The following is a 22,192-nucleotide window of genomic DNA, read 5'->3' as shown; positions in this document are numbered from 1 at the left end:
AAGCCATGTAAGTCATGCGAACCACTCGTGTCATGCAAACCACCCATGCAGCATCCAGCTCCCCTGCTCGCCCGGCGCGCAATACACCCAGGCGCACTGTCCCTGCGTGGTACGCACCACGTAGTAATCCCGCCGGATGTCGCCACCATCCCACCAGCCGGTTTCGATGCGCTCGGGGCCAGCAAGCACCTCGGGCGGCGAGCCACGTAAGGGGCGCGGCGTATCCAGCAGCCAGGTCGGACGCGGCAGGGTTTCCGGTTTCGTCGCCGCTTTCACATGCGCCATATCGGACTGCGCTTTCTCCGGACGGGGATCCACCGTGCGGTGTAGATGACGGATGGCCTGCTCGCCCAGCCGTGCACGCAGGCGTTCGCGCAACTGTTCCAGCGGCACGGCGTTGACGGGGCGCATGTCGAACAGGTCACGCCCCGCCGGCACGAACGGCGGCAACTCGCGCGCCACCAGCCGCATGGCCAACACCGGCTGAGGCAATTCGATGCGCTCAAGCCGCCCGCGCGCACAATCGAACAACAGTGCGGCATCGCGCGCGGCAGCCAGCATGCCCACCGTCACGCGGGTCGGCGGCCCGCTGCGATGTTCCAGCTCCAGCTCGAAACGCTGTACGCCACCGTCGCGACCAGCCAGGTAGGCAGCAAGATCGCCAGTGAGGCGGCGCAACGGAAACACCAGGGCCTCGACGTGCTCAATCTCGTGCGTCCACTCCATGCGCTGCTCGAACGCGTCGGGCGGACGGTAGCTGTCCATGGGCGTGGGTTCGTCACCGGCAAGGCGATCGAGCTGCGCCACCAGCTCGCCCCCGAAACGCCGCTGTAATCCAGCGCGCGGCAATGTGAGCACCTGCCCCAGCGTACGGATGCCCATCGACGGCAGGCCCTGCGCGGCCTCTTCCGGCAGGCGCGCACGCGCAATGGGTACGGGAGCCAGCGCCTGCCGGAGCGTATCCGGCGACGTCACCGCCAGGCCGTCATGCACGCCGGCCAGGACATAGGCGGCATGCGGCGTTGGCGCGAGCGCGATGCGATGACGGAACCCCAGCCCCTTCAGGCCATCGCGCAGCAGCGATTCAAAGCGCGGCCACGGCCCAAACAGATTGAGGCTGCGACTGACCTCCAGCACCACGGCATGCGCGCACAAGCCGACTTCCGCGCTATAGCCATATGCCCAGGCGGCGATCAGGCGATGCCAGTGCGCTTCGTCCTCGGCGTCGTACTCGATCATCGCGAATTGCTGCAGCAAGGCCTGCGCGGCCATCAGCCGCTGCCCGCGATAGATGCCTGCCGCACGCGCCGGCGCATTGGCGGCGTGCACGATGCGCGCCTGCGCGGGACCGCTCACCAGCACCAGCGGCTCGTCCGACGGCGGACGCCGCCGGAGGACACCGTCCAGCGCCAGTTGCGGCAGCAGAATGCAGGCCCAGAGCACGGCGCGACCTCACGACCAGCCGGAGGCCAGCGGCACCGCCTGCACCGGCGGGTTGCCGCCACGGCATTTGCGCACGCACACCTGCCACGTGGGCGTGCCATCCAGTTCCAGCCGCAAGGCTGCTGGCGAGGCCTGCACGGCATGGCGGCGGTCGCGAAACACAAAGGCCATCGCCTTGCCGGTATCGGCCGCCACCTGCAGGCGGCGCAGGGACCGATCATCCGCGTGCATGGGCCACGCCAGCACGGCGGCGCAACTGGCCGAGCGCAGGCATTGTTCGGCCGCCCACAGCACATCGCGTTCGTCCGCCTGCACGATGTCCACGCACGACATCACCACGCCACGCGCCTCCCATCCCGCCACGTAAGGCACGTAAGGCGGCGAGATGACCACGACCGGACGCGCTTCGCGGGTCAGCCTCGCCAGTGTGGGCAACACCAGCTGCAATTCGCCCACACCATCGGCGGGCAACAGGATTTCCGTCATCGCATGCTCGGGCCAGCCCCCCGTCGGCAAGGCGGCATCGAGCGCCGGCCAGCCGGTCGGTTGGCTGGCCGGCGGTGCCGGCGCGGCGCGCCCTTGCCAGACCTGGCGGCTATGGAAGAGCGAATCGAGCGCGACGACCTGGCCCACGACACGTGCCTCAACGCAGCGTACGAAGACAGCGGGTGACCACGCCCCAGACACTGAGCGTCTCGCCCTCGCGGAACACGATAGGCTTGAAGTGCGCGTTCTCCGGCAACAAGGCGATGTGTCCGTCCACCTTGCCCAGCCGCTTGATGGTCAACTCGTTGTTGACCACCGCCACCACAATGTCGCCCTGGCGTGGCGCGAGCGCGCGATCCACCAGCACTTCGTCGCCGTCGAAAATGCCGGCGCCGATCATCGACCAGCCCGACACGCGGATGATGAAAGTGCTCGGCTCATGGCCAGGCAGCACGAGATGCTGGTTGAGGTCGACCACTTCGTCGACATCGTCCTCCGCCAGCGAAGGCACGCCGGCCGGCACGCGACTGAGGAAGGCCGTCAGCGCGACGGTGGACGGATCCTGCGAGACGGGACGCGGCGCCTCCAGCGAAGCCGGGCTGCGGTAGGCATCCAGATAGGCCAGCACCGCCGGCACCTGGCTTTCAGGTACGCGAATGCGCTGACTGGGTTCACCGGCGGGGCGACCGGCGCCAGGGCGACGTCCACCGTGTTCGGAAGGAGGCATGGGACGACTTGATTACCGGGACGGCATTCAAGATACCACGATGGCATTCTCATGGACCGAGATTCAGCGCCCCGCCCCGAAATAAATTCAAGTTATTGTTTCAAATGGTGATTCAGGCGCCCGTGCCATACACCCGCCCCTTCCACTGGGAGCGCACGCCGCGCCAGTAGCGGATCGCCGAGCTCCAGGTCATGCCCAGGTACAGGGCCGCCCCCAGCGGCAGCAGCAGCGCCCACCACAGGGGCATGCGGTAGTACCTGAGCATGGGCAGGTAGCCCAGCATCATGGCCAGCAAAGCCACCCAGGCCAGCGGCCATAGGTGGGGCGCACCGAGCAGGGCCAGCGGTGCGCCGTAAGCGAGCAGGAACAGCATCGTCACCACCAGCAGCAACGCGGTCGAGTAGCCCAGCTGGGTAAACGCCGAGCGCGCCACCATGCGATGGATCGAATCGAAGCTGCCGTACGGCCGCAGGCTCACCACGTCGCGGCTCAGGCCGATCCAGGTACGGCCACCGGCTCGCTTCACCTGGCGCGCCAGCGTGCAGTCGTCGATCAGCGCATCGCGCAGGCTGGCGAAGCCGCCGATGCGCTCCAGCATGTCCGTGTCCAGCAGGATGCAGCCACCCGCGCCTGCCGCCACCAGCGTGGAGCGGGAGTTAGAAACAGCGAACGGATAAAGCAGCTTGAAGTAGTAGACGAATGCCGGCAGCAACAGACGATCCCAGAAGCTGGTGCGGCGCAGGTCCGCCATGATCGAGACGAACCGTCGCTGCTCGCGCTGCTTGTGTGACAGCAAGGTCGTCAGCATGCCGGGGCGCAGCTCGATATCCGCATCCAGCAGCAAGGTCAGCGGCGTATGCACGTGTTGCCTGCCCTGCTCCAGCGCCCACAGCTTGCCGGCCCAGCCATCAGGCAGTGGCGTGCCCGGAATCACGCGCACATTCGCAAACGCGCTCGCCACGGCAGCTGTGCCGTCGGTCGACTGGTCATCAATCACGATGATTTGCAGCCCTGCGCCCTGCGCCTGCAAGGCGCGCAGCGTCGTGCCGATCACCTCGGCTTCGTTGCGCGCCGGGATCAACACGGTGATGTCGTCGAGCCGCGCGCTCGATGACGGATCCGCTTCAAGGTGCTCGCGCGTGCTCCATGGACGCCAGGGCACGAGTAGCAGGCCCAGCCACATCAAGGCCGGGACGATGGCGCAAAGGAACGCCCACATGGGTCAGAGCCTATTTAGAGTCACCACTCGCCGCGCCGTCATTCCCGCCTCACCGTCATTCCCGCGAAAGCGGGAATCCAGCGTCTTTGCTCGAGGCGGAAACCAAAGGCACTGGATTCCCGCTTTCGCGGGAATGACGGTGAGGGAAAACAAAAGGTGATGGACCGTCAATGCCCTACATCAGTCCCATGAGACGAATGAGGCCGCTGAATCGCACTGATCGGAATCCGAATCGCCGTGGCATCCGCGCGATCGCCATAGAGCACCGGCAGGTCCGGCGCCATCGCACCGTCGATGCGCGGACCAAACGTCGCCACGCGTGCCGCCTTCAGCGGGTGCGCGAAGGTATCGTCCACCGCCGTGCCCTCGAAACCGCAATGCGCCATGCAGTTGTCGCACTTGGGGTTGATGCCGACGCCGTACTTGTCCCACGCGGTGCCTTCCATCAGCTCCTTGTACGAACTGGCGTAGCCTTCATCGACCAGGAGGTAGCACGGCTTCTGCCAGCCGAAGATGTTGTAGGTGGGGTTGGACCATGGCGTGCACTGGTAGCTCTGGTTGCCCGCGATGAAGTCCAGGAACATGGACGACTGGTTGAACACCCACTTGCTCTTGCGCTCGCGGCCAATGCGGAACACGTCGCGGAACAACTGCTTGCTTTCCGTGCGCCCCAGGAACACATCCTGCCGCGGCGCATGCTGGTAGCTGTAGCCCGGCGACACCGTGATGCCCTCGATGCCCAGCGACATGGCGAAGTCAAAGAACTTCGCGATCTCCTCCGGCTCCTCGTTGTTGAACAGCGTGCAGTTGATGGTGACGCGGAAGCCGCGCGACAGGGCCAGCTTGATCGCCGCCACCGCCTTGTCGAACACGCCCTCCATGCATACCGACGCGTCGTGCCGCTCCTGCAGGCCATCCAGGTGCACTGACCAGGTGAAATACGGCGACGGCGTGTACTCGTCGATGTGCTTGGTCAGCAGCAGCGCATTGGTGCAGAGATAGATGAACTTCTCGCGGGCGATGAGGCCCTGCACGATCTGCGGCATCTCCTTGTGGATCAGCGGCTCGCCACCGGGAATGGACACCACCGGCGCGCCGCATTCATCCACGGCGCGCAGCGCATCTTCCACGCTCATGCGCTTTTGCAGGATCTCTTTCGGATGATCGATCTTGCCGCAACCGGCACAGGCCAGGTTGCACTGGAACAAGGGCTCCAACATCATCGCCAGCGGATAACGCTTCTGTCCGCTCAGCTTCTTGCCAATGATGTAACGCGCGATCTTGGTTTGCTGAATAAGAGGAATGCCCAACGGAATCTCCTCATCGCTGTTCGATGGATCATGACGTGCCGCGCCATCCGGCGCGGGCAACTGAATTCCAGTCGTTTACATCGCTGTCCTGAAGTATAGCCACCTGGGAGCCGCGTGGCGTTCAGGACGCCAGAGTGGCCGGCGGCGCGAACACATGCGCATGCTCGCGCCGCAACCGGTCCCATTCGATCTTGAACCAGGGCGTGAAGCGCTCCGGGTGCCCGGCGATCTCGCGATCGAGCGCATCCGGCGCGATGTATCGCAGCGCCGCGATCTCATGGATGTTGGCGACAGGCGCCGCATCGCTGCGGCCAGCATAGACCCAGCAGAGCTCGTTCTCCGCACCGTCGGCGTCGAATTGCGCCTGGTACTGGAACTTGAACTGGAACTGGAATTCGCAGGCCATGCCCAATTCCTCGCCGAGCCGGCGCTGGATGGCCGTCTCCATCATTTCGCCACGGCGAGGATGGCTGCAACAAGTGTTCGACCAGTAACCCGGCCACAGGCGCTTGCCTTCGGCGCGCTGCTGCAGCAGCAATTCACCATGCGCATTGAACACGAACAGTGAAAAGGCACGGTGCAGCGTGCCCTGCCCATGATGGGCGGACGCCTTGTCGAGGAAACCGGTTTCGCGGTCGTGCTCGTCGACCAGCACCAGGGGCTCGTCCTGAAAGGAAACCACGTTCCTCGACCAGGATCCTTCGTTATTGTCCAACTCGCGGCTAGCCAAGGTCCAAACCTCTCTGTTCCGGCGAACGGCACTCATCCGGTCATCACATCTTCGTCACAAATGACGCAACGCGCGTTCGACCGTCGAACGAATACACCATCAGGCTAGCAAGGATGGACGAAGCCGAGTAGCCCCTCGCAAGTCATTACGTGATGCTGGCAGGCATTACTGCACCGGATGGACACGGGTGGCCGCCGCGGGAAACGGTTCATGCGTGCGCGTCCAGGTCGTGCTTCCACCCAGCAGGGGGATGCCGATATACCCGCGCAGCACCAGCCGATCGGGCGCCGGCACATGAACTTCGCAGTGGTATTGCTTGCCGTTGTCGGCGTTGTAGACGAAGCCGTCCACCCAAGCCTGCGCATCGGCGTCGTAATGCAGGCCCCATAGCAGGCGCAGCCCGGTGAGAGGGCGCGAGCGCAGGGCAGGATCGGGATTGTGGCGGTCCGTGACAATCTTGCCGTTGAGCTCAGGCCCATCCTCAGGCCCATAGGTATCGTGCAGCTGCCACACAATGGTGCCGATGAACGTGTCGCCTTGCGCCTCGATGCGGATGATGGCGTCACGGCTCGCGACCAGCCAGTCGCCCTCGATGGCCGAGGCAGGCGTGCCGTCATCCTGCGGCGTCTGCGCGAAGGCCACGCCACAGCACCCCACCCACAAGAGGGCCAGCCCTACCCAGCGGCGCCAACCCGAAGAGAGATAAGCATTCACGAAGCGCATGCAGTAACTTTGCAAGGAATGGTGGATCGCGTCCGAACCGACTTCATGCCGCCTCATCCTGCCGATATATCGCCGCTGTCCTGGTTTGGCATCGCACTGGCCCTGTGCGCCACGGCCTATGCCTGCCTGAGCCTCTGGGCCTGGTTCCGCTGCGAACGCCTGAGCAAGCATCGGCGAGCGGATGTGAACGATCAGGCAAGCCTTCCGGTCAGCGTCCTCAAGCCACTGCATGGCGCCGAGCCGCGGCTCTACGAGAACCTCCGGGGCTTCTGCGAGCAGCAATACGCGGACTATGAACTGCTCTTCGGAGTGCGCGACCCGGAGGATCCGGCCATCGCCGTGGTGCAGCGGCTGCAGCGCGAGTTTCCACGGCTATCCATGGCTCTGGTGATCGACCCCATGGTGCACGGTGCCAACCTCAAGGTCAGCAACCTGATGAACCTGTTCCCGCACGCACGCCACGGTTGGCTGGTGCTGGCCGACAGCGACATCAGCGTGACACCGGACTATCTTGCGCGTGTCACGTCACCGTTGAACGATCCGCGCGTAGGCATCGTGACCTGCCTCTACCATGGCGTAGCGGGCGACACGATCTGCGCCCGGCTGGGCAAGCTGTTCATCGACGACTGGTTCGCGCCTTCGGTGCGTGTGTCGCACGCGTTCGGCTCCACGCGCTTCGCGTTCGGCTCCACCATCGCGCTGCGGCGCGACGCACTGGAAGCCATCGGCGGCTTCGACGCCCTGAAGGACACACTGGCTGACGATTTCTGGCTGGGCGAGCGCACGCGCGAGCTGGGCATGCGCACCGTGCTCAGCGACCTGATGGTAGGCACCGACGTCAGCGAAACGCGGCTCGCCAGCCTCTGGCCGCACGAACTTCGCTGGTTGCGCACCATCCGGGCGATATCGCCGACCGGCTTCTTCTTCAGCGTCATCTGCCTTACCTGGCCCTTGCTGGCGCTGGCCTTGTGCCTTTCACCCTCCGCGCCCTGCTTGGTGCTCGCCCTGCTGGCCGGCACGGCGCGCCTGGCGCGTTACGCCGTTGCCTGGCGGAGCGCCGCAAGATCCTCCCGTTGGCGGGACGCCTGGCTCACCCCTTTCCGCGACACGCTATTGCTGGTGGAATGGGCGGGTGCGCTGATCCACTGGCGCGTGAAATGGCGTGGCCAGGATTTGCATGCGCGCGACCACGCGCCATCGCGGTATCCTTGACGACGTGGTCGACAGTGCGATGAACAACTCGTTGCGGAATGAACTGCAGGAGCTTGGCAATCCCATGAAGACGCTTTTTCTGCAAGCCCCTTCGTTTGACGGTTTCGACGGTGGCGCTGGCTCCCGTTACCAGGCCAAACGGGAGATCAAGAGTTTCTGGTACCCCACCTGGCTGGCGCAGCCGGCCGCGCTGGTGCCCGGCTCACGCGTACTGGACGCCCCGGTGGAAGAGTTGTCGGTGGAAGAGACGCTCAGCATTGCCGGCGTGTACGACCTGGTGATCATCCACACCAGTACGCCCTCCTTCCCCACGGACGCGAAGTTTGCCGAGCTCCTGAAGGCACTCCACCCCGACATCCTCATCGGCATGGTGGGCGCCAAGGTCGCGGTGGAACCGGATGCCTCGCTGCTGGCATCGGCTGCCATCGATTTCGTGGCACGTGAAGAATTCGACTACACCTGCAAGGAAGTTGCCGAGGGTCGCGCGTTCAAGGACATCGCCGGCATCAGCTACAAGCTCGCCGACGGCAGCGTGCAGCACAATCCGTCGCGCGCCACCATCGAGCACATGGACGACCTGCCCTTCGTGGCGCCGATCTACAAGCGCGACCTGAAGATCGACCGGTATTTCATCGGCTACCTGATGCACCCGTATGTGTCGATCTACACCGGCCGCGGCTGCCGCTCCAAGTGCACGTTCTGCCTGTGGCCACAGACCGTGGGCGGCCATCGCTACCGCGTGCGTTCGGCCGCCAACGTGCTGGCCGAGGCGAAGTGGATCAAGGAGAACATGCCCGAGGTTCGCGAACTGATGTTCGACGACGACACCTTCACCGACAGCTCCAACATGGAGCGCGTGCACGAGATCGCGCGCGGCCTGCACGCCATGGGCTGGACCTGGAGCTGCAACGCCAAGGCAAACGTGCCGTACGAATCGCTGAAGATCATGAAGGACAACGGCCTGCGCCTGTTGCTGGTAGGCTACGAGTCGGGCGACGACCAGATCCTGCACAACATCAAGAAGGGCCTGCGCACCGATATCGCGCGCACCTTCACCGAGAACTGCCGCAAGCTCGGCATCACCGTGCATGGCACCTTCATCCTCGGCCTGCCGGGCGAAACCAAGGAAACCATCGCCCGCACCATCGAGTACGCCAAGGAGATCAACCCGCACACCATCCAGGTGTCGCTGGCCGCGCCCTATCCGGGCACCACGCTGTACAAGCAGGCCATCGAGAACGGCTGGCTGGAAGAAAACACCTCGGCGCACCTGGTCAACGACAAGGGCGTGCAGCTGGCCATGATCAGCTACCCGCACCTGTCCAAGGAAGAGATCTTCCACGGCGTGGAAACCTTCTACCGAAGCTTCTATTTCCGCCCGTCCAAGATCTGGGAGATCGTCAAGGAAATGGCCGGCAGCTGGGAAATGACCAAGCGCCGATTGCGCGAGGGCGTGGAGTTCTTCCGCTTCCTGCGTGCGCACGAGGCGTGACCTCGCTGCCTACGCTGGCCCCATGACTGCGTCACCCGCATCCTCGCGACCGCGACTGATTGTCACCGCGGACGATTTCGGCTTGCATGCCGCCGTCAACCAGGCGGTGGAGCGCGCCTTCCTCGACGGCGTGCTGCGCGCGACCAGCCTGATGGTGACGGCACCGGCCGCGGCCGATGCCGTGGCGCGCGCCAGGCGCCTGCCCGGCCTGGCCGTGGGCCTGCACCTGGTGCTCGCCGACGGGCCATCCGCGTTGCCGCCCTCGCGCATACCCGCACTGGTGGATGCGCGCGGCCAATTCGGCAACCATATGGCGCGCGACGGCGTGCGCTTCTTCTTCCTGCCGCATGTAAGGCGGCAACTGGCAGAGGAAATACGTGCGCAGTTCGAAGCGTTCGCGGCGACCGGCCTGCCACTGGACCACGTCAACGCGCACAAACATTTCCATCTCCATCCGACGGTGCTTTCCTTGATACTTTCCATTGGGCGCGACTACGGCTTGCGCGCCGTACGCTGGCCAGCCGAACCCGGCTCCGGCCCGTGGCTGAAACCCTGGCTTGCGCTGATGCGCCACCGCCTGCGCCGCGCGGGCATGCTTTCCAACGACCATGTCTTCGGCATCCACCAGACCGGCGGCATGGATGAACAGGCATTGCTCGACGTCGTGCAGCGCCTGCCCGACGGACTGAGCGAGGTTTACCTGCACCCGGCCACTCACGGGGAACTGACCCCGGCCATGGCCGACTACCGGCATGCCGATGAGCTGGCCGCCCTGCTGTCGCCGCGCGTGCGGCAGGCCGTGGAGGAACGCTGCCAGCTTTGCCACGGCTTCAGTGATCCGGCGGCGGCATGAAGTACTTCGTTTACATCGCCGGCCTGCTCGGCTTGATCGCCGCGATCATCCTGGTGACGCACCAGAACTGGTCCGCGATCGAGAGCGCGTTCAACCACGCAGGCTGGGCGCTGCTCTGGCTGTTGCCGTTCCATGCCCTGCCGCTGTTGCTGGACGTGCTCGGCTGGCGCGCACTGCTGGCACCCTGCGACCCGCAGCGCCGCGCCGGCACGCCCTTCCTGTTCTGGGTCGCCACCGTGCGCGAGGCATGCAACCGCCTGCTGCCCGTCGCCAATGTCGGCGGCGAGATCGTGGGCATCCGCCTGGTCAAATGGCGTGGACTGGAAGGCGCCCCGGTGGCGGCCAGCGTCATCATGGAAGTCCTGCTGACCCTGGTCAGCCAGTACATCTTCGTGGCGCTCGGCCTGTTGTTGCTGATCGGCATGGCGGGCCATATCGGCACGCTCAATTCGGTCATCGGCGCGGTCGCAGCCTCGCTCCCCTTGCCCCTTGGGTTGATCTGGATACTGCGCCACGGCCAACTGTTCTCGCGACTGGAAGCCTTCGCGGAAAAGCTGCTCGGCGGCCCCTCGCGCTTTACCGAACTGCTGGACGGCGCCCGACTGGACGAGGAAGTGCGCAAGCTCTACGCCATGCCCGTCCGCCTGGCCATCGCCTGTGGATGGCAGGTGGCCGGCTTCGTGGTGGGCAGTTTTGAAAGCTGGCTGGCGCTGCAGTTGCTGGGCTACCCCATCTCCGTGTGGGATGCCATCGCCATCGAAGCGACCACCCAGGCGGTGCGCCACATCATCTTCTTCGTCCCGGCGGGACTGGGCGTGCAGGAAGGTGGACTGGTGCTGTTCGGCAACATCATCGGCCTGCCGGCCGATGCCGCCATCGCGCTGTCACTGGTCAAGCGCGCGCGTGAAGTAGGCTTCGGGGTGCCCGCCCTGCTGTCGTGGCAATGGGCCGAGGCGCACCGGTTTCACCGCCGCTGGCTTTCGCGCCGCAAGCCCAAGCTTTCCGAGATCCCCTGAGCGAGGTGAGCATGTCCCATGACGCCGTAGCTGCCGCCGATCACACCATGCGCCATTGGACCGGCAACGATCCAGGGCACATCAAGATCGGTTCGGATGCCCACAAGCGGCTGTTCTGCCGGATGCTGCTGGACACGCACAACCCGTACAAGCCGGCCGTGATCGAATGGCCGGCACTGACGGCCGATGCGCTACACCGCATCACCTCGCTGCCCATCTGGGACATTGCCGTGCAGACCGAGGGCAAGGCCAAGCTGCGGGTGGCCACTTATACGAACACCGTGAGCGACCCGCTGCTGCACGAGGCGCTCACCATGGACGGCGATGAAGAGGCGCGCCACAAGGTCGTGCTCAGCAAGATGGTCGCCGCCTACGGCATCGAACTGGCACCCGAACCCGAATACGAAGTACCCAAAGACCCCGAATGGGGCTGGCTGGTCACCGGCTACAGCGAGTGCATCGACAGCTTCTTCGCCTTCGGCCTGTTCGAGTCCGCCAAGCGCACTGGCTACTTTCCCTCCGAACTGGTGGAAACCTTCGAACCCGTCATGCAGGAAGAGGCGCGCCACATCCTGTTCTTCGCCAACTGGGTGGCGTGGTATCGCAAGCAGCTCCCGTGGTGGCGACGCCCCGCCTTCGAGCTGAAGGTCATGCGGGTGTGGCTGTTCCTCATCTGGGAGCGCATCGGCATCGCCAAGGGCCTGGACGGCAACGGCGAAATGCAGGACGCCAACTTCACCCTGACCGGGCACGAGCAGATTGGCCTGGACCTGAAGATCAGTGAATTGCTCGACCTGTGCCTGGCGCAGGACAGTTTCCGCATGGGTGGTTACGACGAACGCCTGCTGCGCCCGACCTTCGTACCCCGCATGGCCAGACTGGCACGGCGCTTCTTGAAATAACCCGGGACAAGGCCCCTCGCCTCAGCGGTGCAGACTGAACCACGCCACCGCGTCTTCCAGCGCCAGCCGCACCGGCCCCGCCGCGTAACCCAGTTCACGCTCCGCCTTGGCGCTGGTGAAGAACATGCGCTTGCGCGACATGCGCACCTCTTCCACCGTGGCGATGGGCGGCCTGCCGCTGAGCTTCGCCCACGCTTCGGCCACGTACGCCACCGGCATGACCACCCCATGCGGCAGCCGCCAGCGCGGCGGCGGACGGCCCACGATGTCGGCGATTTCAAACAACAACTCGCGCAGGCTCATGTTGGTGCCACCAAGGACATAGCGCTGCCCCACCACGCCTTTCGCGAAAGCCAGCCAGTGCCCGTCCGCCACGTCATCCACATGCACGACGTTGAGCCCGGTATCCACATAGGCCGGCATGCGGCCCGCCATGGCGTCACGCACGATGCGCCCCGTCGGCGTGGGCTTGATGTCGCGTGGACCAATCGGGGTCGACGGGTTGACGATGACCACCGGCAGCCCCTGCGCGGCGTACTCGCTCACCAGCTGTTCGGCCAGGAATTTGGACCGCTTGTAGTGACCGACCATGTCGGCCAGTGACACCGCTGTCGTTTCGTCGCCGGGCGTGCCGTCCCTCGGAATGCCCAGCGTCGCCACGCTGCTCGTATAGACCACGCGCGGCACGCCGGCACGCCGCGCAGCATCGAGCAGGGCGCGCGTGCCTTCGACATTGGTCTGGTACAACTCCTGCGGCCGCGGCGCCCACAGGCGGTAGTCTGCCGCCACGTGGAACAGCGCATCGCAGCCGTCGCAAATCCTTGCCAGCGACTCGGCATTGGCAAGGTTGCCCTCCACCACCTCCACGTCCAACCCCAGAAGGTTGCGCCGGTCGGACCCCGGCCGGGCCAGCACGCGCACGCGATGATCTTCGCGCAGCAGTCGCCGGGCGACGGCTGAGCCGACGAAGCCCGTGGCTCCGGTCACCAGCGACCTCATCGGCGGAACACCAAGGTAAGCCCGACCACCGCCCGCATCGCGCCTGGACACATAAGGCTGCTTTTCCCTGAACCCGGGGAGGAGTTGGAGTTCATTATGTACGAACGGCACACGGCGCCGACGCCCTTCCACCGTAACCAGTTCGTGGTATGCCACACCAGTGCCAGTGGCCGGGGGGCGTGCTTTCCCCAGCCTTTCAGCAGGCACCGGACGTCTCGACGAACCGAAGACATTGGCTCTGGTCAGATGACTGTGTCGATCACGAACAGGGTGTTACCATGCCGGTGTCGCTGGTTTCTCTGTATGTGAATACTAAGAAGGCCGAGGCATGCCCATGTTCGAAGCGAAACAAGCTGCTGCGATCGCCCCGAGCAACGCCAGCGCTTACCAGGAAGCGATACTTCCCAAGGTGTCACGAACGTTTGCGTTGACGATTCCGCAGTTGCCACCGGCGCTGCGCGATGTCGTCGCCAATGCGTACCTGTTGTGCCGCATCGCCGACACCATCGAGGACGAACCCGCCTTCAGCGCGGAGGAAAAGGGACGCTACGAGAACGCCTTCGTCGATGCCGTGACCGGCCACCTCGACGCACGCGAATTCGCCGCCAGCATCGCGCCAAGGTTCTCCGACGCCACGTCGGAAAGCGAACGCGACCTGATGTCCCACCTGCCACTGGTGCTGGAGATCACCGAGACGTTCAACCCCACGCAACACGAAGCCATCGTGGAATGCCTGCGCGTCATGTCGCAGGGCATGCACGACTTCCAGCGCGTCGTCGGCCCGCAAGGCCTGGAGACGCTGCGCGACATGGACCGCTACTGCTACCACGTCGCCGGCGTGGTCGGCGAAATGCTCACCAAGCTGCTGGTCGATTTCGAACCGGAACTCGCAGCGCAGTCACGCACGCTGATGCGCCTGGCCATTTCGTTCGGCCAGGGACTGCAGATGACCAACATCCTCAAGGACCAGTGGGAAGATCGCAGCCACGGCGTGTGCTGGCTCCCCCACGACGTCTTCGCGCGTTACGGCGTGGAACTGAGGGATCTCACCCCCGGCCGGCAGGACGCACACTACGCCGACGCCATGATCGAACTGATCGGCGTGGCGCACGCGCACCTGTGCCGCGCCGTGGAATACACCCTCATCGTGCCCGCGCGCCACGCCGGCTTCCGCCGGTTCTGCCTGTGGAGCATCGGCCTGGCCGTGCTCACGCTGCGCAACCTGCAGGATCGCCTCGACTTCTCGTCGGGCACCCAGGTCAAGGTATCCCGCGCGGCAGTGGCCCAGACCATTGGACTGACGCGCCTTACCGACAAGTACGATCCTGCCGTCCGCTTCCTGTTCGGCGCCGCCGCGCGCAAGCTGCCGCTCACGCCACTGGCGCCGGAGTGGGACATGCCGCAGGCACGCCATGCGGCATGGCCATGGCGAAGGGCATCGCATCTGAAAAACGCCCGTTCGCTATGACGGATACGCCTGCCTCTGCCGCCTCCTTCGCCCCGCCCCACTTGCGTCAGCCGCAGCACACATCCGACCGCATCGACCAGGCCATCGAGCGCGCACGCCGCGCGCTCATGGACCGGCAGCAGGCGAATGGGCACTGGTGCTTCGAGTTCGAAACGGACTGCACCATCTCGTCCGAATACATCCTGATGATGCACTTCATCGACGACATCGACGATGTGCTGCAGGAAAAGCTGGCGCGATACATCAGGCTCAAGCAACGACTCGACACGCATGGCGGCTGGCCGCTGTACCACGATGGCGCGCTCGATGTGTCGTGCACGGTAAAGGCCTATTACGCGCTCAAGGCCGCCGGCGATTCACCCGATGCGCCGCACATGCGCCGCGCGCGCGAGGCCCTGCTGTCCCGGGGCGGCGCCGCGAAGAGCAATGTCTTCACCCGCATCCTGCTCGCCATGTTCGGCCAGGTGCCGTGGCGGGCCGCACCCTATGTGCCGGTGGAGATCATGCTGTTTCCGCGCTGGGCGCCCTTCCATCTCGACAAGGTGTCGTACTGGGCGCGCGCCACCATGGTGCCGCTCTTCATCCTCTGCTCGATGAAGGCGCAGGCAAGGAACCCTCGCAAGATCGGCATTCCCGAATTGTTCGTGACGCCACCCGATGAGGAGCGCCACTACTTCGCCACCACCACCTTCATCAGCAAGCTGTTCCTCGTGCTGGACAAGGTAGGGCGCGCCTGCGATCCGCTGATGCCCGCGTCGCTGCGGCGCAAGGCCATCAAGCGCGCGGAGGAATGGTTCCTGCCGCGATTGAATGGCGACGACGGCCTGGGCGCCATCTTCCCGCCCATGGTCAATGCGCTGGAGGCGATGGTGTTGCTTGGCTACGCCAAGGATCACCCCGCGCGCGCCACCTGCCTGAAGTCGCTGCAGAAGCTGATCGTGCATCGCGACGACGGCACGGCGTTCTGCCAACCCTGCGTGTCGCCGGTGTGGGACACGGGCTGGGCGGCGATGGCGCTGCTGCGGGCGTCGCCCGATGCCGCCACGCAGGATGCCGTGACGCGGGCACTGGAATGGCTGGCGCCCCTGCAGGAACTTGAACTCAAGGGCGACTGGGCCGTCCAGGCACCCGACGTTCCACCGGGCGGCTGGGCCTTCCAGTACGCCAACGCCTATTACCCGGACCTTGACGACACCGCCGTGGTCGCCGGCCTGCTGCATGTCGCCGTGCGGGGCACACCGCGCGAAGGCATGTATCGCGACCGCATCGAACGTGCGGCCGACTGGCTGATCGGCATGCAATCGGACAACGGCGGGTTTGCCGCTTTCGACCGCAACAACACGCACTACCACATCAACGAGATCCCCTTCGCCGACCACGGCGCGATGCTCGACCCGCCAACGGAAGATGTGTCCGGACGCGTACTGGCCTTCCTTGGCGTAATCGACCGCCCGCAGGACAAGCCCGCCATCGAGCGGTGCATCGCCTACCTGCGCGGCACACAGCTGCCTGACGGTTCGTACTGGGGGCGCTGGGGCACCAACTACATCTATGGCACATGGTCAGTGTTGGCAGGCCTGGCACTGGTCGGCGAGGACATGCAACAACCGTGGATCCGCCGGTCCGTTCAATGGCTCATGGCGAAACAGCACGCCGACGGCGGCTGGGGCGAAACCAACGACACTTATTTTGATGCACAGCTGCGCGGCACCAACGGCGGCGCAAGCACCGCACACAGCACGGCCTGGGCCTTGCTTGGCCTGTTCGCCGCCGGCGAGCACGCCTCCGACGCAGCACGGCGCGGCATCCAGTGGCTGCTCGACCATCAGCAACCACCGGGCGAGATGGAGGCGGATCTCTGGTACCACCCCAGCTTCAACGCCCCCGGATTTCCCCGCGTGTTTTTCCTGAAGTACCACGGCTACACCGCTTACTTTCCCTTATGGGCACTCACCCGCTATCGCCAACTGCTTGCGCGCTCGCAGCCAGCCCAGTGATGCCTGGACACGTAGGCATCGTGACGGCGCTTGCGCCGGAAGCGCGCGTGCTGACGCGGCAATCCTTGCGCGTGCGTGAGGTATCGACACTCACCCCGGACAGCTCGATCTGCCTGACGGGCATGGGGCCGGAGGCAGCACGGGAAGGCGCGCTGGCCTTGATCCAGGCAGGCGCGAATGCGCTCGTTTCCTTCGGCGTGGCCGGCGGCCTTGCGCCGGGGCTGCGCAGTGGCACGCTGCTGTGTCCGTCCTGCGTGCTCGACGAACGCAGCCATGATTACCGCCCTGACCCGGCATGGCGCGCCTCGCTGCTGCTTCGGCTTGCCGCTGCGAACCTGCCACTACTGAAGGACGGCAGCCTGCTGAGCCTGCCGCACCCGCTGCTTACCGTGGCGGAAAAAGGCGCCATGCGAGAGCGGCACCAGTCGGTGGCCGTGGACATGGAGAGCGCCGCCGTCGCCAAAGTGGCCGATGAGCAGCAGATCCCCTTCGTCGTGCTCCGGGCCATCGTCGACGAGCGCGATGATGATGTGCCCGCTCCCTTGCAGGCGGGCATCGATGCGTGGGGTCGGCCGCGGGCTGGCCGCATGCTCGCCACCCTTCTGCGTCACCCTCAGCTGCTGGCGGAACTTCCAGGATTGGCGATACGCATGGGCAAGGCGACGCGAACACTGCGCGCCGCGGCGGAAGCCGCCGGCACGACATGGGGACGCGACGCGACCCAGCCCTGCTAATCTCTCATCAGCAACCCGGATGTCAGACTGGGCCTTGACGCACGGCCCACGGCATCGAAGCACGGAGGTCCGGCAGCGTGTTCAAAGCGATTCACAAAGGACTGGTTGTCACGGTGGACCGCAGCGGTCGCCACCACTACACCGTGCTGTTGCTGGCGGCGCTGTTCGTGGTGCTTAGCCTGTGGGGCGCCTCGAAGCACCTGAGCATCGATACCGACTCCGATCACCTGTTCTCCGACAAACTGCCGTGGCGACAGCAAAGTCTCGCCTTCGCACGGCAGTTCCCCCAGTTCAGCGACACGCTTACCGCCGTGGTGAGCGCACCCACGCCCGAAGAAGCCCGCATCGCGGCGCAGGCGTTGAACGCCAAGCTGGTGGCCGACAAGGAACACTTCCGCTCGTCCTCCACACCCGGCATCAGCCCCTTCTTCAATCGCGAAGGCCTGCTGTTGCTGCCGCAGGACGAACTGGAAAGCACACTGGACAGCATGCTCCAGGCGCAGCCATTACTGGGACCGCTGGCGAAGGATCCTTCCGCGCGCGGCCTGTTCAAGGGCCTGGACTTGATGGTGGAGGGTGTGCGCCGTGGGTTTGCGGAGGACCTGTCCTCCTATGACGCCGCACTCGGCAACGTGGCGCAGACCATGGAAGATGCTGCGGCGGGCAAGAATGCGCCGCTGTCCTGGCAGGCCCTGCTCACGCCGGATCTGGTGAACAGCAACGGAGGACAGGAATTCATCCTGATCCATCCAGTGCTCGACCACGCCGCCCTCGAACCTGGGCAGGCCGCCACCGAGACGATGCTGCGGCTGGCCAACGAACTGCCCGAAGTGACATCCGGACGCGTGCGCATCAATTACACCGGCTCGGTGCCACTGGCCGACGAAGAGTTCGCCTCGCTCACCGACCGTGCCGGCCCCATCGCCATCGGCAGCAGCCTGTTGCTGGTGTTCTGGCTGGTGCTGGCGCTGGGCACCTGGCGACTGATCGTGCCGGTGGTCATCACCCTGGTCGTCGGCCTCACTTATACGCTGGGTTTCGCGGCACTCGCGGTAGGACGCCTCAACCTGGTATCGGTCGCGTTCGCGGTGTTGTTCGTGGGACTTGCCGTGGATTTCGGCATCCAGTTCGGCGTGCGCCTGCATGCCCGCCAGTACAGCGACCGCACCTTCGACGACTCGCTGCATGAAACCGCCAACCGCGTGGTCAGCCAGGTCGGCCTGGCCGCGCTCGCCACGGCCTGTGGCTTCCTGGCCTTCGCACCCACCGATTTCACCGGCGTGGCGGAACTGGGCATCATCGCCGGCGCGGGCATGCTGCTCGCACTCATCTGCACGCTGACCGTATTGCCTGCCCTGCTGCGCCTGTTGTCGAAGGGATCGCCGCACGCGGAAGTGGCGCTACCGGGCGGCACCGCGGCCGATGACTGGCTGAACCGCCAGCGCAAGGCCGTGCTGGTGCTATTCGGCGTGCTCGGCGCCGTCGGCATCTGGTGTGCGATCACCATTCCTTTCGACGCCAATCCGCTGCACACCAAACGCGCGGACACCGAGGCGATGCGCACGCTCACCTCGCTGATGGATGACCCGAACACCAACCCGTTCACCATGGACGTGCTGGCCAAAGACCTGCCCTCCGCCAAGACGCTCAGTGAACGCCTCGGCAAGCTGCCGGAAGTGGCGCAGGTGGTTTCGGGTGTCGACTTCGTGCCCACGGGGCAGGACGACAAGCTCAACCAGCTGCAACAGGCGTCCGACCTGATGTATGCGGTGTTGAACCCGGGTGAGAAGGTCGCCCCGCCCAGCGCCAACGACATGCGCGAGGCCGCAAAGGACACCAGCGAAGGCATCGCCAGCGTGACGGACAAGCTGCCGGCGAACTCCCCGCTGCGCCGCATCGGCAAGGCACTGGCCGTGCTGTCCCATGGCACCGACCAGCAGATGGCAACGGCCAACCAGGCGCTGACGCAGTTCCTGCCCTACACGCTCCACCAGCTCGCCGATTCGCTCTCGGCCGAGCCCATCACCATGCAGAGCCTGCCGGATGATCTCAAGCGCGACTGGTTCGCTCCAGACGGCCGCGTGCGCGTGCAGGTGACGCCAACCACCAAGGCACAAAGCACGGCCGGCCTGCGCGATTTCGTCAAAACGGTGCAACAGGTCGCGCCCGACGCTGCCGGCTCTGCCGTCGATACCATCAAGGCGGCCGATACCATCCTCATCGCCTTCCGCGAGGCGGCCGTGTATGCCACCGTGGCCATCGCCATCGTGCTGATGCTGGTGCTGCGCCGCGTGCGCGATGCCGGGCTGGTGCTGGCCACGCTGCTCATGTCGGCCCTGCTCACCGCCCTGCTGGCGCGGCTGTTCGGCATATCCATCAACTTCGCCAACATCATCGCGTTGCCGCTGTTGCTGGGCGTGGGTGTCTCGTTCAACGTCTATTTCGTGATGAACTGGCGTCACGGCGTGCATCACTTCCTGGGTTCACCCACCGCGCGCGCCATCCTGTTCTCCGCACTCACCACCGGCACCGCCTTTGGCAGCCTCGCCATTGCGCGCCACCCCGGCACGGCCAGCATGGGCACGGTGCTGCTGCTCAGCCTGCTCGCGGTGCTGCTGTCCACCTTTGCATTCCTGCCCGCCATGCTTTACTCGATTGGGCACTGCAAGCAGCCGATCAGCCAACCCTGACCCTTGTCCTTGCCGGAGTCATCGCATGCAGCTCAACCATCGTGTCGCGATTGCCATCCTCGCCCTTGCCGTCAGCATCAATGCCAGCGCCCACGCCATCCTCACCGACAGCACGCCCAAGCCCAACGGCAGCGTGCCGGCGGGTCACCTGGCGCTGATGCTGAAATACAACAGCAAGATCGACCAGGCGCGTTCGCGGTTGATACTCATCGCCCCTGACAAGAGTGAGACGCCGCTCGCCATCACCGCCAACACCGGCAAGCCCAACGAACTGGACAGCGCGGCCGACCTGAAGCCAGGCGCCTACACCATTCGCTGGCAGGCGCTGGCGCTGGATGGACACATCACGCGCGGCGACCTGCCTTTTACCGTGACGGCTGCGCCGTAAGCGCACTGCCCACCACTCGCCCGTTCCATCACCACCGCTGACCCAACGGGGGTTCCGTGGCCCTGCTTGTCGACATTTTCGGGTACCTCAGCGTCATCCTGCATGGCTTCGTCATCGTCACCCAATCGATGACGTTGGGGGGATTGCTGTTCCTCATGCTTCTGCTGCACCCGCTATCGCCCCGTCTCCCGCAGGGCGACGTGCTCGAGCAACGCGTCGTGCGCCTCACGCGTTGGAGCGCCTGGGGCTTGCTGCTGTCGGAACTGGCGACCACTGCGCTGCAGGTGTCGGTATTGATGTCGACGGTGGACCTGTCCTTCGCGAACGTCATGCAGGCATCGTTCGCGGTGGCGGGCAGCATCAAGATCCTGTGTGCGCTGGCCATCGCGCTTGGCCTGGGCCGGCGCAGCATGGCGCAACCGCTTCCGCGCGTACTCCTGCTGCTGGTCGGCCTGCTTGAACTTGTCGCGGCCACGGCCACCACGCACGCCTACGCGCGCCTGGACCACAACGCCTTGCTAATGGCCGTGGAAGGCCTGCACCAGTTCGGTGCCGCGATATGGATCGGCGCCATCCCCTGCTTCGTGCTGGTGTTGCGCCATCTGCAGGATACTGATGGCCTGACCCTGGTCGGTGCGCGCTTCTCGCGCATGTCGATGATCGGCGTGGCCTGCATCCTGCTGTCGGGCATCACCATGTGGATCTTCTACGTGGGCGATGTGCAGGGTTTCTACGGGACCGCCTACGGTGTGATGGTCGGGGCCAAGGTGGCGATGTTCATCGGCCTGCTGGGCCTGGGGCTGGGCAACTTCCTCGTCACCGAGCGGCTGCGCAAAGGCGCCAACGCTTCCGTGATCCGCCTGCGCCGCTTCGCCGAGGTGGAGATCGGCATCGGCTTCACCATCTTCTTCGCGGCCGCGTCGCTGACCTCGGTGCCGCCCGCGGTGGACCTGACCACCGACCGCGTATCGCTGCACGAGATCGCCGAACGCAACGCACCCGCGTGGCCGCGACTAAGTTCGCCAGACCACGACACACTCGCCATCTCGCAATTGCAGACACAACTTGACCGTGAAGCGGCACGCGACCATCAGGTCGCCCAGTCGGCCACCACGCCCGGCTCCGGCGTCATTCCGCCGCGCAACGCCGAGGACATCGCGTGGTCGGAGTACAACCACCACTGGGCGGGCATCTTCGTGCTGCTGATCGGCTTCATGGCTTTGCTCGGGCGTGCGGGCGCGGGATGGGCCAAGCACTGGCCGTTGCTGTTCCTGGCCATGGCCGGCTTTCTGCTGATCCGCTCGGACCCGGAAGTGTGGCCATTGGGACAGGAGGGCTGGTGGATCGCGTGGCGCGATGTAGAAGTGGCGCAGCACCGTTTCTTCGTGCTGCTGATCATCCTGTTCGGCGCGTTCGAGTGGTCAGTACGCACCGGGCGCCTCAAGAGCGAACGCGCGGCCATGGTGTTTCCGCTGCTGGTGGCGGTGGGCGGCGCCATGCTGCTCACCCACAGTCACCAGATTTCCAACGTGAAAGACCAGATGCTGATCGAGCTGACCCATACGCCGCTGGCGCTCGCCGGTGTCGCCGCCGGCTGGGCCCGGTGGCTCGAATTGCGGCTGCCAGGGCGTGGCGGCCGCATCGCGGGTTACGTGTGGCCGGCGTGCTTCATGCTGATCGGCGTGATTTTGCTGTGGTATCGCGAGGCTTGAGGACATCACGACAGGCGACGCCCTACCGCCGCCTGTCATTCCCGCGAAGGCGGGAGGTGCTCTTCAACAGCCGAAGGGCTGGTCATCCAGC

General features: G+C 65.3%; 19 protein-coding genes. 11 read left to right on the top strand and 8 right to left on the bottom strand.

The annotated features are described in order from the left end of the window. Nucleotides 1–30: 30 nt before the first annotated feature. The 7 genes from HY57_RS12485 to HY57_RS12455 all read right to left on the bottom strand — a co-directional run bounded on the left by HY57_RS12485 (nt 31) and on the right by HY57_RS12455 (nt 6,638). Entirely contained in the window at nt 31–1,443 is a 1,413-nt protein-coding gene (locus tag HY57_RS12485) for a Y-family DNA polymerase (protein ID WP_019467236.1), read from the bottom strand. A 9-nt stretch (nt 1,444–1,452) separates the two neighbouring features. Next, nucleotides 1,453–2,076 carry a translesion DNA synthesis-associated protein ImuA gene (imuA, locus tag HY57_RS12480; protein ID WP_019467237.1) on the bottom strand — a complete coding sequence of 208 codons (624 nt, stop codon included), beginning with the start codon at nt 2,074–2,076 and terminating at the stop codon, nt 1,453–1,455. A 10-nt stretch (nt 2,077–2,086) separates the two neighbouring features. After that, on the bottom strand, nt 2,087–2,656 hold the full coding sequence (locus HY57_RS12475) for a LexA family protein (RefSeq protein WP_026034272.1): 570 nt from the start codon (nt 2,654–2,656) through the stop codon (nt 2,087–2,089). A 112-nt stretch (nt 2,657–2,768) separates the two neighbouring features. Further along, nucleotides 2,769–3,875 carry a glycosyltransferase gene (locus HY57_RS12470; RefSeq protein WP_019467239.1) on the bottom strand — a complete coding sequence of 369 codons (1,107 nt, stop codon included), beginning with the start codon at nt 3,873–3,875 and terminating at the stop codon, nt 2,769–2,771. A gap of 167 nt (nt 3,876–4,042) precedes the next feature. Then, nucleotides 4,043–5,185, bottom strand: coding sequence for an adenosyl-hopene transferase HpnH (hpnH, locus tag HY57_RS12465; protein WP_026034273.1), 1,143 nt, complete (start codon nt 5,183–5,185; stop codon nt 4,043–4,045). Nucleotides 5,186–5,306: 121 nt separating this feature from the next. Continuing rightward, on the bottom strand, nt 5,307–5,867 hold the full coding sequence (gene idi / locus HY57_RS12460) for an isopentenyl-diphosphate Delta-isomerase (RefSeq protein WP_019467241.1): 561 nt from the start codon (nt 5,865–5,867) through the stop codon (nt 5,307–5,309). Between the two features lie 213 nt (nt 5,868–6,080). Further along, nucleotides 6,081–6,638, bottom strand: coding sequence for a DUF2147 domain-containing protein (locus tag HY57_RS12455; RefSeq protein ID WP_019467242.1), 558 nt, complete (start codon nt 6,636–6,638; stop codon nt 6,081–6,083). Nucleotides 6,639–6,683: 45 nt separating this feature from the next. Here HY57_RS12455 and hpnI point away from each other — a divergent pair, with 45 nt between their 5' ends. The 5 genes from hpnI to HY57_RS12430 are packed head-to-tail and all read left to right on the top strand — an operon-like array spanning nt 6,684 to nt 12,113. Continuing rightward, a complete protein-coding gene (gene hpnI, locus HY57_RS12450) occupies nt 6,684–7,850 on the top strand; it encodes a bacteriohopanetetrol glucosamine biosynthesis glycosyltransferase HpnI (RefSeq protein WP_026034274.1) in 1,167 nt (388 codons plus the stop codon). Beyond that, nucleotides 7,816–9,342 (top strand): hopanoid biosynthesis associated radical SAM protein HpnJ, encoded by a 1,527-nt coding sequence (gene hpnJ, locus HY57_RS12445; protein WP_019467244.1) that lies wholly within the window; start codon nt 7,816–7,818, stop codon nt 9,340–9,342. The genes hpnI and hpnJ overlap by 35 nt, the downstream gene beginning before the upstream one ends. A 22-nt stretch (nt 9,343–9,364) precedes the next feature. Then, nucleotides 9,365–10,195, top strand: a complete 831-nt coding sequence (hpnK, locus tag HY57_RS12440; protein WP_019467245.1) for a hopanoid biosynthesis-associated protein HpnK — start codon at nt 9,365–9,367, stop codon at nt 10,193–10,195. Next, nucleotides 10,192–11,211: a lysylphosphatidylglycerol synthase domain-containing protein gene (locus HY57_RS12435; RefSeq protein WP_019467246.1), complete on the top strand. Its 1,020-nt coding sequence runs from the start codon at nt 10,192–10,194 to the stop codon at nt 11,209–11,211. Before hpnK ends, HY57_RS12435 begins: the two co-directional genes overlap by 4 nt. An 11-nt stretch (nt 11,212–11,222) precedes the next feature. Then, nucleotides 11,223–12,113: a hypothetical protein gene (locus HY57_RS12430; protein WP_019467247.1), complete on the top strand. Its 891-nt coding sequence runs from the start codon at nt 11,223–11,225 to the stop codon at nt 12,111–12,113. A gap of 21 nt (nt 12,114–12,134) precedes the next feature. Here the strand turns inward: HY57_RS12430 and hpnA are convergent, their stop codons facing one another. After that, complete coding sequence (gene hpnA, locus HY57_RS12425) at nt 12,135–13,100, bottom strand: hopanoid-associated sugar epimerase (protein ID WP_019467248.1); 966 nt, start codon at nt 13,098–13,100, stop codon at nt 12,135–12,137. A 340-nt stretch (nt 13,101–13,440) separates the two neighbouring features. Between hpnA and HY57_RS12420 the strand changes: the two genes are divergently transcribed. From HY57_RS12420 to HY57_RS12395, 6 genes are all read left to right on the top strand, one after another. Next, nucleotides 13,441–14,580, top strand: coding sequence for a phytoene/squalene synthase family protein (locus tag HY57_RS12420; protein WP_235186558.1), 1,140 nt, complete (start codon nt 13,441–13,443; stop codon nt 14,578–14,580). Beyond that, nucleotides 14,577–16,577 carry a squalene--hopene cyclase gene (shc, locus tag HY57_RS12415; RefSeq protein WP_019467250.1) on the top strand — a complete coding sequence of 667 codons (2,001 nt, stop codon included), beginning with the start codon at nt 14,577–14,579 and terminating at the stop codon, nt 16,575–16,577. The genes HY57_RS12420 and shc overlap by 4 nt, the downstream gene beginning before the upstream one ends. Then, the gene (locus HY57_RS12410) at nt 16,577–17,311 is read left to right on the top strand and encodes a hypothetical protein (protein WP_019467251.1); all 735 of its coding nucleotides are present in this window, start codon (nt 16,577–16,579) and stop codon (nt 17,309–17,311) included. Before shc ends, HY57_RS12410 begins: the two co-directional genes overlap by 1 nt. Before the next feature lie 77 nt (nt 17,312–17,388). Next, nucleotides 17,389–20,001 (top strand): MMPL family transporter, encoded by a 2,613-nt coding sequence (locus tag HY57_RS12405; protein ID WP_019467252.1) that lies wholly within the window; start codon nt 17,389–17,391, stop codon nt 19,999–20,001. A gap of 25 nt (nt 20,002–20,026) precedes the next feature. Beyond that, nucleotides 20,027–20,389, top strand: coding sequence for a copper resistance CopC family protein (locus HY57_RS12400; protein ID WP_019467253.1), 363 nt, complete (start codon nt 20,027–20,029; stop codon nt 20,387–20,389). Between the two features lie 56 nt (nt 20,390–20,445). Continuing rightward, nucleotides 20,446–22,101 carry a copper resistance D family protein gene (locus tag HY57_RS12395; protein ID WP_019467254.1) on the top strand — a complete coding sequence of 552 codons (1,656 nt, stop codon included), beginning with the start codon at nt 20,446–20,448 and terminating at the stop codon, nt 22,099–22,101. The last annotated feature ends 91 nt before the right edge of the window (nt 22,102–22,192 follow it).

Origin of the sequence: Dyella japonica A8, assembly GCF_000725385.1 — a bacterium.
Classification (GTDB): Bacteria; Pseudomonadota; Gammaproteobacteria; order Xanthomonadales; family Rhodanobacteraceae; genus Dyella; species Dyella japonica_C.
The sequence above is the reverse complement of the archived record's forward strand: the minus strand, read 5'-3'. Positions and strand labels throughout refer to the sequence as shown.